Genomic DNA, 10,896 nt, shown 5'->3' on the forward strand with positions numbered 1-10,896 from the left:
GATCGACAGCAAATAAAACAACGCAATACGCCAGATCACTGAGTTGGTGGCCTGCGTAATCTGCTTTTTCGGTTCACGTGATTCCGCTGCCGCAATGGTGACGATTTCCGTTCCCATAAAGGAGAACATGGTAGTCAGTATGGCGGCCAGCACGGCACCGATGCCGTTTGGCATAAACCCGTGCGTGTCATAGAGGTGAGAAATGCCTTGCGTGCTACTACCCGGCATCAAGCCAAAGATAGCCAGACTGCCGACAATCAGGAAGGCGACAATGGCGACCACTTTCAACAAAGCAAACCAGAATTCGAACTCACCGTAATTCTTGACGCTGAACAGGTTGCTGACCGTCAGAAACGTGGTGATCGCCAGGGTATATTCCCACACGGCAATCTGCGGGAACCAACTGTGCAATATCGTGCCTGCGGCATTGGCTTCAAGCGGAATGACCAGCACCCAAAACCACCAGTAGAGCCAGCCAATGGTAAATCCAGCCCAGCGTCCCAGTGATTTATCTGCATAGGTGGAGAAAGAGCCGGAGTCCGGTGAGGCAACGGCCATTTCCGCTAACATGCGCATAATCAGCACCACCAGCGCACCGGCTGCGATGTAGGCCAGTAACACGGCGGGGCCTGCTTCGGCGATAGCATGACCGGAACCGACAAACAGTCCGGCACCTATCACACCGGCAATGGATAACATGCGGACATGACGCGGCTTTAAGCCTTGCGCAAGCGCATCGGCATTCTGTGAACTCATTGTTTTCTCCAGATTGTCTCTCGGGCTGTGATTTGACACAGCCTGGCTGCAGCAGGTGGATGACCAGCCCGTATACGGGCTGGCTAAGCTGAGGGCCTACGAATCCTGGTGCGCGCTCAGCACGGTGCTGAGAATCTCCAGCGCCTGGCTGAATTGCGCATCCGGAATAGTGAGCGGATAGAGGAAGCGAATCACGTTGCCCTGCGGACCACAGGTCAACAACAGTAAACCGCGCGCCATGGCGTGTTGCTGGATGGCCTGAGCGGTTTGCGCCTCGGCAAACTCCACCGCGACCATTGAACCCAATGCACGAATGTCGGTGATCGCGGAGCAGTGGCGACGTGCTTCATTGAGGAATTCGACCAGCTGTGCGCCCAGCTTTACTGAGCGGTCACACAGTTGTTCTTCGGCAATAATGTCCAGCACCGCATGCGCGGCGGCAATCGCCAGCGGGTTTCCGGCGTAAGTGCCACCCAATCCACCAGGTCCAGGCGCATCCATGATCTCTGCGCGACCACTCACCGCAGACAACGGCATGCCGCCCGCCAGACTTTTCGCCATGGTGATGAGGTCAGGCTTGACGGTGTAATGGTCCATGGCAAACAGTTTGCCGGTACGACCAAAGCCGGTTTGCACTTCGTCTGCAATCAGCAGAATGCCGTGCTGATCGGCCAGTTGGCGCAGGCGAACGAAGAACTCAGCAGGAGCAATGTGGAAACCGCCTTCGCCTTGTACTGGCTCCAGCACAATGGCTGCCACGTCTTGCGGCGCGATATCCTGAGTGAAGATGTCTTGCAGGCTCGCCATCGCATCATCAATGCTAATACCGGCCACGCTGTTGGGATAACGAGCGTGCCACACGGAAGCGGGCATCGGGCCGAAGTCACGCTTATAGGGGGCCACTTTGCCGGTCATCGCCATCGTCATAAACGTACGACCATGGAACGCGTTACCGAAGGTGATAATGCCGTGACGGCGTGTGGCGGCGCGCGCAACTTTAACGGCATTCTCAACCGCTTCAGCACCGGTTGAGAAAAAGGCGGTTTTGGCTTTACCGGCTATGGGCACCACGCTGTTGATGCGCTCTGCCAGGCCGACATAGCTTTCGTAAGGCGTCACCTGGAACGCGGTATGGGTGAATTTTTCTAACTGTTCCGCGATGGCTTTCACAATGCGCGGATGACGGTGGCCGGTGTTGAGCACCGCGATACCACCAGCGAAATCAATCCAGCTGTTGCCTTCAACGTCACGCAACGTCGCATTCTCTGCCTGATCGACATACCACTGGCAAAGATTACCGGTGCCACGTGGGAGTGCGTCATCTTTGCGTTGCTGCAGCTGGCTGTTTTTACCTTCCATAACCTTTCCTTAGCGATAAGCGTCTTTACAAATCACGACAAACACGCTTATTTATCCCTGCGCTAAGGTTTGTTGCCAGAGCCACTTTTACAGAAAAGGATGGAGCCAATTGCGGAGTTTGTACGCCGATCATGTATTAGAACGTTTGCAGTTTATGCCGGAAGGAACGTTGCAGCAGCGTCTGTTGGCGTGTATGCAGGCGGCGATTGTTGAGGGGATTTTTCCACGCGCCACGCGATTACCGGCCACGCGCGACATGGCACGGGAATTATCGGTGTCACGTAATACCGTACTTAACGTTTATGAAAATTTGATGTCACAGGGCTATGTTACCGCGCGCACCGGCAGCGGAACCTGGATCGCCGAAACGCTGCCTGAAGGGTGTTTAAACAGCCCGCGCGGCGATGACCTGACACTGCCGCTGAGCGCGAAAACGGCGGCGATTTCTAAACGCGGTGCATCGCTGTTAGGCCATGCCAACGCCTCGCCTTATCAATGGGGCGCGTTTGTACCAGGCGCACCGGACGTGACGCAGTTTCCGCATAAACTTTTTAGCCAGATTCAGGCGCGATTAAATCGCGAACCTGATATTGAACGGCTGATTTACAGCAACAATGGCGGCTGTCCGCAATTACGACAGGCGCTGGCGGAGTATCTCAGCGTGGCCCGATCGGTGCGTGCGGATGCGGATCAAATTATCATCACCGAAGGCATCCATCAGGCAGTTGATCTGGTGACGCGCGTACTTTGCGATCCCGGTGATACCGCGTGGATTGAAGAGCCAGGCTATTGGGGCACGCGAAACCTGTTACGCATTAACGGACTGAAAATCCAGGCCATGCCGGTTGATGATCAGGGCATTATTCCTGATTTACCTTCGCGAGCGCGGGCACCAAAGGTGATATTTGTGACACCGTCACACCAATATCCATTGGGCGTTCATCTCAGCCTTGAAAGACGTAAGCAGTTGCTGGATTTAGCCAGCAAACATAAAACCTGGTTGATAGAGGATGACTACGACAGTGAGTTTCGCTTCGCGGGGCAGCCATTTCCCTCGCTGCAAGGTTTTGAGCCCGATGCACCGGTGATTTACATGGGCACGTTCAGCAAAACGCTCTATCCAGCACTGCGACTGGGTTATCTGGTGGTGCCAAAAGCGCTGGCTCAACCTTTACGCGTGGCGGCGGCGGAACTCTATCGTGGCGGGCATCTGCTGGTGCAGCGGGCGCTGGCGGAATTTATCCAGAAAGGGCATTACATGGCGCATATCCGCCGTATGCGCAAACTCTACAGCCAGCGTCGTCGCTTTTTAGCGGGTCTGATTGAGCGTTATCTTGGCGCTGATTTTATGCCGCGCGTCAATCATGAAGCGGGCTTGCATCTGGTGGTGAATTTACCGGCTGGATGTGATGATGTGGCGATTGCTGCACTGGCGCTGCGGCGCGGTGTGAAGGTTAGACCGTTGTCGCAATATTACATGCACCAGCAAGAGCGACGGGGCTTGCTGCTGGGTTATGCCTGCGTGGATGAACGTCAGTGTCAGGATGCGTTTGGTGTATTGAAGGCATGTCTGATGGAGAGCGGGATTTTAGCGCGTTCATAGACGTGTGCGCATGCAATCATAATGATGGGCGGCCCGAGGACCGCGTCATTCAGGACTGAACGATACCGTTTAAACGTTGCACGACATCAGCACTCAACACCAAATCGCCACTGGCGAGATTCTGCTGGAGATGTTCTGGTGATGATGTGCCAGGAATCAACAGAATGTTTGGCGAACGCTGAAGTAACCAGGCCAGGGCAACCTGCAATGTAGTGGCATTCAACTCTTCGGCCACGGCGGTAAGCTGCTCGGATTGCAGCGGTGAGAAACCACCCAGTGGGAAGAACGGCACATAAGGAATGCCCTGCGCAGCCAGTTGATCGACCAACGCTTCATCCTGGCGATTTGCCAGATTGTAGAGATTCTGCACACAGGCGATGGGCGTCATTTTCTGCGCATCTTCCACTTGTTTGGCCGTTACGTTGCTCAGACCAATATGCTTAACCAGTCCGCGCTCTTTAAGCTTGATCATCGCTTCGACCTGCGGTTCCAGTGAGCCTTCTGCAGGTGCGTGCACGTCGAGCATCGAACGCAGATTCACGATTTCCATCACCTCCAGACCAAGATGACGCAGATTGTCTTCTACCGCCTGGGTCAATTCATCGGGCGAGATAGCGGGCAACCAGCCTCCTTTCGCATCACGACGTGCACCGACTTTAGTGACGATCACCAGATCGTCGGAATAGGGATGCAGAGCTTTCTTTATCAGTTGGTTAGTAATGTGCGGGCCATAAAAGTCGCTGGTATCGATATGATTGACGCCAGCAGCCACCGCATCACGTAGTACCTGTAATGCCCGATTCTCATCGGCTGGCGGCCCAAACACGCCTTTGCCGGCCAGCTGCATGGCGCCATAACCGAGGCGTTTAACCTGACGATCACCCAAAGTATAGGTATTTGCGTTGTGAGACATGGAAACCTCCTTCGTCGATGTGTGTACAGATTGTAATCGACGCATGGCTGTGCAACTATCCGGTGAAATCAGGACACAGTGTGCGGAATGGCGAACAATGGCATTGGATATTGCACTGCTACATGCGGTGGTGGCCGTGGCAAAAGCGGGCGGATTTCGTGAAGCCGCCCGCATGACGGGAAGCAATCCTTCTCGTTTAAGTGACGCCGTAAGACGAGCGGAAGAACAACTAGGCGTTCGGTTATTTAACCGCACCACACGCACCGTGGTGCTCACCGAAGCGGGCAGAGCGTTAATGTCGCGCTTGATGCCAGCGATGAACGAAGTTGATGCTGCTCTGGATGCACTGAATAATTTTCGTAATACGCCGGGAGGGACACTGCGTTTGAATGTCCCCGTTAGCGCTGCCCGGTTGGTGCTGCCCTCCATCGTGCCCGGCTTCCTTGAGCGCTATCCCGACATTCAGTTGGAGGTCGTGGCGGAGAGCAACGTGCAGGATATTTTCCGCGATGGCTGTGATGCCGGCATTCGTTACGATGACCACCTTGAACAGGATATGGTGGCATTGCCAATTGGTCCGCGCAGCCAACGTTTTGCTGCCGCCGCTGCGCCTGGCTATCTGGCAAAGCATGGCATGCCGCAACACCCCCGCGATTTAATGCAGCACCGCTGCTTGTATGGTCGCTACGCGACGGGTGTCATTGCCGATTGGGAGTTCGAAAATGGGGATGAGGTCGTGCGCTTACAGCCGAAAGGTCCATTGATTTGCAGTATTGGTGCGGCAATGGATCTCACGGTTTCTGCTGCTGTTGCAGGCGTGGGAGTGGTTTATTTGTTCGAAGACTGGATCAAACCCGCCTTGAATGACGGTAGTTTGCAGCCGATTTTACCTGAGTGGTGGCAGAGATTTTCCGGTCTGTGGCTCTACTATAACGATCGCCGGCTGATCCCGGCACCGTTACAAGCCTTCCTCGACTATGTGCGCGAACTCAATGCGCAGCAGCAGGCGGGTTAACCAGTAGTCCGGACATCAATACGCGAAACGCATCAACCGCGCGCGGAAGCGCAGCTACCGGTTCGCTGGAGGCGGCAATCCACAGCGCGGCATTTAATGCGGCGCCATTGACTAAATGTGCGGCCGCTTCAGTATCAATCGGCTTCACCGTGCCCTCTGCAATCAGTACAGAGAGCCTGTCTGCAGTGGTGCGCAGACAGGCAGTCTGATTGGGCCACTGTGAAGGATCGCCGAGCACAGCGGGACCATCAAGCAGCATGATGCGTTGCACCTCTGGCTCCAGTGACATCTCAATGTAGGTTATCGCTTCTGCCAGAAAGGCATGCCACTTTGATTCAAACTGCTGCCCAGCGGCATGCATCTGCACCAAAATCTCTGCGTCGATCTGGTCGATAACGGCTTGTAATAGGCCCTTTTTATCGCCGAAATTGTGATAAAGCGCTCCCCGCGTCAGCCCTGCTTCAGCGGTCAAATCATCCATTGATGCGGCGTTATATCCTTTCTCTGCGAAGGCCCTTCGAGCAGCCTCAATCAATTTTGCCCGCGTTTCTTCTACCTGTTCTGTTCGCCGTTTGGCTGCCATAGCAACTCCAAAAATTTGCATTGACATACGCTGCGTATGTTATCCATATTAATACATACGCGGCGTATGTAAAAGCGATAACCGGCTTAGCTACCCGGTTTCACCCTTTTTTCCATCAGGAGTGCGATTATGAACAAACGTAATGCCATTTTTCCAGCGGGACGTCAGGCGCTGTATGAAATTAACCAATATTCTGCCGCAATACGTTCCGGAGACCTGTTATTTGTTTCGGGGCAGGTAGGAAGTCGGGAGGACGGCTCTGCGGAACCTGACTTTGCAGGTCAGGTCAATCTGGCGTTTGAAAACCTGCAGGCTGTGCTGAAAGCAGCGGGATGTACGCTGGGTGATGTGGTGGATGTCACCAGTTTTCATACCGATCCTGAAAACCAATTTGCCATCGTGAATGAGGTACGTTTACGGCATTTTGGTGAAGCGCCGTACCCAAACTGGACGGCAGTGGGGGTAAACTGGTTGGCGGGGTTTGATTTTGAAATCAAGGTGATCGCGCGAATTCCTCAATAGTTCAGCGTGCCGCACAGGGAGGTGTGTCTGTTGAATCAGCGCACCCGGCGAACAATCTGCAATACTGCCAGGGCAATGAGTGCAGAAATGGCTGCCTTAATCAGCAGTAGGGTGAAATCGTATTGATCCATCGCGGCTTCACCATCTCCGTGTGCGCTCACTGATTGGCCGACCAGACTATCGGGTATAAGCAATAGGCCAGCGATTAACATCGTCAGAAAAATCACAATTTTCATTCTATTTCACACTCTTCCCAATTTGTGAAAATACAACGTTAGCGTTTTTCAAATGCTAGTGCTTTAAGCAGGTTTAGCCAGGATGTTTTGTTGTTCAAAAATTCGCAGCTGAGATTCTCAATCGTCATATGCTGCGTCATGGCCGCAAGACGTAGCAGGTTGTAAGCATCATCTTCCCCTAACTGAAACGCTTGCATCACCTGTATTTGCGCGGAGAACAGGTACCTGCGCGCGCGCAGACGTTCCTCCTGACGCTTAAGTTGTTGTTCCAGTTGGGCAAAACGCGCTGCACTCTCAAGCGCCAGCGTGAAGGCAGTCATCACGCCGTCGAAGCGCACCGGTTTACGCATATAGCTGTCAATTTTCTGCTCCGTGATCCACTGCAGTCGCGAAGGTGTTTCCATCGCGGTGAGCGCAATTTTAGGTAAGGGCGGCCAGGGCAATTTGTTGGTGGGATGAAACAGCGCTGGGTTGTCGCCATCGAACACCAGTAACTGTTGCCCGACGAGCTGCTCTTCATCTGGGAAGGCCGGGAAAAATTCTCCCCGAATGCCCATACGGGAAAATTGTTGCTCCAGGTGATGATTATCACGATCCGCACAGCCCATCACGCACACTTTGAGTCCGCGCATTTGCACGTTTTTTCGGCTCATGTGCGCTCTCCATCCTGATTCAGATTATCGAAATCGGTCCAGGCTAACCAGGGGTCAGGCTTTACCGGTTGTGGTGCCTGCCAAAAACTTTCTAGCTTGCCATCATGACAGCGCGCCAGATGCGGCGTCAGCCAGCTGTGATTATTATCGGCATCAATTCGGATCGGTCCGGCGGGGGAATCCATCTCATCTTTAAGCACGGCAGCACGCACGGCCTCAACGTCAGCATCACCTTGACGGTTGATAGCGCGCGCCAGCAGGTGTCCCGCCAACCAGGCACTTTGGCTGTCAACGGAGGGGGACACGTCTTCGCCAAAACGCTGGCGGTAGCAGCGTAAAAAATCGTGGTTGGCGGCACTGTCGATGGACTGAAACCAACTCGCTGAGACCAGATATCCTTCAAGAGCTTCTGCGCCAATCATGTTCACTTCCGGCTCGCACAGCGTCAGGCTTAACTTTAAGACGTCGTTGAGCCAGGGCTGCTGTTGGCTGGCCCGATGCCAGGCACGGTAGAAACTGTACGCACTTTTTCCCACCATGGTGTTGAGTAGCACCCTGGGCCGCTGCGCGATAATATCGGTAATCAGCTCATCGACATTCTCTTCACCGAGCGGCAGTAACTTGCTGGCTAATACTTCGCCACCAGCCGGGATGACCGCTTCACGCGTGATGCGATCCATCTCCCATGACCAGACGTAATTCGACCCCACGTGATACATCGCGACATCCTGCTGCTGCAACAGCCACTTCAGAAGCGGCAACACATGCTGATTGGGCGTCGCCCCCAGATAAATTACGCTGTTACTGCTTTCAAAACCTTCATAGCGTGCGGAGTGCCACAGCAGAGCGTTGGCAGATTCGATGAGCGGGAGAATGGTTTTGCGGGCCGCTGACGTGTAGCAACCAATCACATGACGTACACCGTGGCGATAAAGTAAGTCGTGGCAGTCGTCATAATATTTATCCAGCGAACCGCCAGGGTCACGCACCACTGGCGCGAGGGTGAAGTGATAATCAGGGTTGGCGTTGATCTCTTCAATCGCCAGCAGGATGCCGTTGAGCATTTCGCGGCCGATCACGGCATAATCGCCGGATACGGAGTAAAGGATGCCAATCGGAATGACACTCTTTGGCGGGGGTGTGGCAGACATAGAGTCTCCTGGTGATTAAACGTCTTTCCTGTTCTGGCGGCAGGGTGGCCGCCAGAACATAACGACATACATCAGCTTTAATAAGAGCAACTGTTGCACCGTTGAAGACCACGACAGTCATAACAGGCCGCTCCTTGTGTTTACTGACTGGACGGCATGACCAGTGGGGTGTAATAGTGCGGCTGGCGCATCAATACCAGATCCTTTCGCCTCACTACATGATTAGGATATGCGGTTTCCGCTGACCCGGTAGTCACATCCAGCACCGCCAAGCCATCCGTGCCCGGCACTTTGATTTCGGTACGTGGAAACGCAAACGTATCCGGGCCGAACACACCGCTCAGCCCAAAACTCATGCCGGTCGCTGGCGTCCAGTTGGCAAAGGCCAGCCAGACATTGTTCTCGCCCGCGCGTACGCGAGGTAATAGCCAGTGATACGGGTCGGCACCGCGCGGAATCGGCCAGGCGTGCGGGATCTCCGTCCCCGTATGCGCCAGCGGGATCGGCGTGTTGAGCAGGGCGGGACAGGCGATGATGTCGCACCCTTCCAGTGCCAGAATGCGTGCTGCCTCTGGTACCAGCAAATCTTCACCCAGCAGAATTCCCACGCGTCCACAGGGTAGATCGCAGGTCACCCATTGATTGCCTGCACTGGCCCATTGCTTATCGTTTTCGCTGAGGTGAATTTGTCGATAGTGCGCGTTCAACCCCGCGCTGCTTACCAGCAGCGCACTGTTATAAAATTGCTGACCTTCGCACTCGGCAAATCCAGTTAACAACGCGATATCCAGCTCAATCGCCAGTTTTAACAGGCACTGAATCGGCTCATCGTTAATCGCAAGCGCATTGTTTCTGCCTTCACCGCCCGTCAACGCTCGCTCTGGCAAAATCAGCAGTTCAGCACCGCGTGCTTTGGCCTGCTCCGCCCAATGACGAATCATCAGCAGATTTTCGGAGATGTCACTGGCCGGATGAAACTGCGCTACAGCGATACGTGAATCTTTGGCGACAGGCAGGGGATCGCCGCCGTACAAGCCGAAGAAATCCTGTGGATTCCACACAAAGGTGTTGGTCATCAGGCGCTGATACAGCTCAGGACGTCGTTTGCGCAGTGAAGGATTCTCAACAGACAGCGTTAACTCGGCCGCTATCACCCCATCGCCACCATCACAGCTGGCCAGAATGATGCCGTTCTGGTCAACGATGCAACTGCCGCCACTAAACTGTACGCCACGCTCCCAGCCCCAACGGTTACTCTCAATCAGGGCGCAGCCATTTTCCCAGCCGCGATTTAACCAGTAGGGTGCGGGTGTCCGTTCGGCCAGCCAGTTACTGATATGACAGATAATTTGCGCACCACCCAACGCCGCCAGGCGAGCCGTTTCGATAAAGTGGATGTCCATGCAAATCAGCAGGGCGATGTTGCCGATTTCAGTAGAAAAGACCTGATGCCCGGCATCACCGTTGGCGGCCCACTTGGGTTCAGAAATATAAGGGTGGGTTTTGCGATGAACGCCAATCACACCTTGCGGGCCGACTAAAACAGCACTGTTGTAATAGATGTCTGTGACAGAGTCGCGCTCTGGCATGCCAAACACCAAATAACAATGGTACTCACGCGCGATAGCGGCAAAAGCCTGACTGGTCGCGCCATCAGCCGTTTCTACAAAGGGCGCAACTTCCGCACGATCCTGCCAGCAATAGCCGGTGGTGGCCATTTCTGGCATGACAATCAAACGGGCGCCATCACGGGCCGCCTGGCTGGCAAGTTGCAGCAGACGCGCGACGTTTTCTTCTTTGCGAAACTGCGTGGGTTCAAACTGAATTGTGGCAACGTTAACGTTCATTATTCGGCCTCCTTGCTCAGCATTGGATTGAGAACGGGCTTTGGCCCCTGATAAACGTCAGACGGTTTCCACTCGGTCTGCATGTCTTGCGGGAACGTCTTGAAGTAATAGCGACCGCGTGTGGCGACGCTGATTGCAACGTGCATGGTAAAACCATCGTCGTCTACGGCACCCGCTAATTTCTTATCACCCACGGCGTGATGGCAACATCGCGCCGTTTTTGTTTGCGATGAGCTGATGTGGCGCCGAATCATCTAC

Annotated in this window: 12 protein-coding genes; 3 read left to right on the forward strand and 9 right to left on the reverse strand. The window is 54.3% G+C overall.

The features are described 5' to 3' along the window. The coding region (locus tag H7A81_RS21900; RefSeq protein WP_182058717.1) for an amino acid permease at positions 1-756 on the reverse strand (756 nt) is incomplete at its 3' end. A 96-nt stretch (positions 757-852) separates the two neighbouring features. After that, entirely contained in the window at positions 853-2,115 is a 1,263-nt protein-coding gene (gene gabT / locus H7A81_RS21905; RefSeq protein WP_182058718.1) for a 4-aminobutyrate--2-oxoglutarate transaminase, read from the reverse strand. Positions 2,116-2,224: 109 nt separating this feature from the next. On the opposite strand from gabT, the gene H7A81_RS21910 reads away from it, so the two are divergent. Continuing rightward, on the forward strand, positions 2,225-3,718 hold the full coding sequence (locus tag H7A81_RS21910; RefSeq protein ID WP_182058719.1) for a PLP-dependent aminotransferase family protein: 1,494 nt from the start codon (positions 2,225-2,227) through the stop codon (positions 3,716-3,718). Positions 3,719-3,767: 49 nt separating this feature from the next. Here the strand turns inward: H7A81_RS21910 and H7A81_RS21915 are convergent, their stop codons facing one another. Continuing rightward, positions 3,768-4,631: an aldo/keto reductase family oxidoreductase gene (locus H7A81_RS21915; RefSeq protein WP_182058720.1), complete on the reverse strand. Its 864-nt coding sequence runs from the start codon at positions 4,629-4,631 to the stop codon at positions 3,768-3,770. Positions 4,632-4,728: 97 nt separating this feature from the next. Here H7A81_RS21915 and H7A81_RS21920 point away from each other — a divergent pair, with 97 nt between their 5' ends. Further along, positions 4,729-5,646, forward strand: coding sequence for a LysR substrate-binding domain-containing protein (locus tag H7A81_RS21920; RefSeq protein WP_166934375.1), 918 nt, complete (start codon positions 4,729-4,731; stop codon positions 5,644-5,646). Here H7A81_RS21920 and H7A81_RS21925 read toward each other — a convergent pair. After that, entirely contained in the window at positions 5,621-6,229 is a 609-nt protein-coding gene (locus H7A81_RS21925; protein ID WP_182058721.1) for a TetR/AcrR family transcriptional regulator, read from the reverse strand. The two genes, H7A81_RS21920 and H7A81_RS21925, sit on opposite strands and share 26 nt — an antisense overlap. A gap of 129 nt (positions 6,230-6,358) precedes the next feature. Between H7A81_RS21925 and H7A81_RS21930 the strand changes: the two genes are divergently transcribed. Next, complete coding sequence (locus H7A81_RS21930) at positions 6,359-6,751, forward strand: RidA family protein (RefSeq protein ID WP_034829836.1); 393 nt, start codon at positions 6,359-6,361, stop codon at positions 6,749-6,751. Positions 6,752-6,786: 35 nt separating this feature from the next. Here the strand turns inward: H7A81_RS21930 and H7A81_RS21935 are convergent, their stop codons facing one another. From H7A81_RS21935 to H7A81_RS21955, 5 genes are all read right to left on the reverse strand, one after another. Continuing rightward, positions 6,787-6,987, reverse strand: coding sequence for a hypothetical protein (locus H7A81_RS21935; RefSeq protein ID WP_166934379.1), 201 nt, complete (start codon positions 6,985-6,987; stop codon positions 6,787-6,789). Between the two features lie 38 nt (positions 6,988-7,025). Beyond that, positions 7,026-7,640, reverse strand: a complete 615-nt coding sequence (locus tag H7A81_RS21940) for an ANTAR domain-containing response regulator (protein WP_182058722.1) — start codon at positions 7,638-7,640, stop codon at positions 7,026-7,028. Continuing rightward, a complete protein-coding gene (locus H7A81_RS21945; protein WP_182058723.1) occupies positions 7,637-8,791 on the reverse strand; it encodes a transporter substrate-binding domain-containing protein in 1,155 nt (384 codons plus the stop codon). Before H7A81_RS21945 ends, H7A81_RS21940 begins: the two co-directional genes overlap by 4 nt. 140 nt (positions 8,792-8,931) lie before the next feature. Continuing rightward, positions 8,932-10,638: a nitrilase-related carbon-nitrogen hydrolase gene (locus H7A81_RS21950; RefSeq protein ID WP_182058724.1), complete on the reverse strand. Its 1,707-nt coding sequence runs from the start codon at positions 10,636-10,638 to the stop codon at positions 8,932-8,934. Beyond that, complete coding sequence (locus tag H7A81_RS21955; RefSeq protein ID WP_255479018.1) at positions 10,638-10,784, reverse strand: hypothetical protein; 147 nt, start codon at positions 10,782-10,784, stop codon at positions 10,638-10,640. The genes H7A81_RS21950 and H7A81_RS21955 overlap by 1 nt, the downstream gene beginning before the upstream one ends. Positions 10,785-10,896: the final 112 nt, after the last annotated feature.

This window comes from Pantoea sp. ME81 (genome assembly GCF_903970985.1).
Taxonomy (GTDB): domain Bacteria; phylum Pseudomonadota; class Gammaproteobacteria; order Enterobacterales; family Enterobacteriaceae; genus Pantoea; species Pantoea communis.

What these genes read in the sequence shown, in the direction of transcription:
- gabT (WP_182058718.1), bottom strand. Translation starts at nt 2,115, where the DNA reads ATGGAAGGTAAAAACAGCCAGCTGCAGCAACGCAAAGATGACGCACTC.
- H7A81_RS21915 (WP_182058720.1), bottom strand. Translation starts at nt 4,631, where the DNA reads ATGTCTCACAACGCAAATACCTATACTTTGGGTGATCGTCAGGTTAAA.
- H7A81_RS21920 (WP_166934375.1), top strand. Translation starts at nt 4,729, where the DNA reads ATGGCATTGGATATTGCACTGCTACATGCGGTGGTGGCCGTGGCAAAA.
- H7A81_RS21925 (WP_182058721.1), bottom strand. Translation starts at nt 6,229, where the DNA reads ATGGCAGCCAAACGGCGAACAGAACAGGTAGAAGAAACGCGGGCAAAA.
- H7A81_RS21930 (WP_034829836.1), top strand. Translation starts at nt 6,359, where the DNA reads ATGAACAAACGTAATGCCATTTTTCCAGCGGGACGTCAGGCGCTGTAT.
- H7A81_RS21935 (WP_166934379.1), bottom strand. Translation starts at nt 6,987, where the DNA reads ATGAAAATTGTGATTTTTCTGACGATGTTAATCGCTGGCCTATTGCTT.
- H7A81_RS21940 (WP_182058722.1), bottom strand. Translation starts at nt 7,640, where the DNA reads ATGAGCCGAAAAAACGTGCAAATGCGCGGACTCAAAGTGTGCGTGATG.
- H7A81_RS21945 (WP_182058723.1), bottom strand. Translation starts at nt 8,791, where the DNA reads ATGTCTGCCACACCCCCGCCAAAGAGTGTCATTCCGATTGGCATCCTT.
- H7A81_RS21950 (WP_182058724.1), bottom strand. Translation starts at nt 10,638, where the DNA reads ATGAACGTTAACGTTGCCACAATTCAGTTTGAACCCACGCAGTTTCGC.
- H7A81_RS21955 (WP_255479018.1), bottom strand. Translation starts at nt 10,784, where the DNA reads ATGCACGTTGCAATCAGCGTCGCCACACGCGGTCGCTATTACTTCAAG.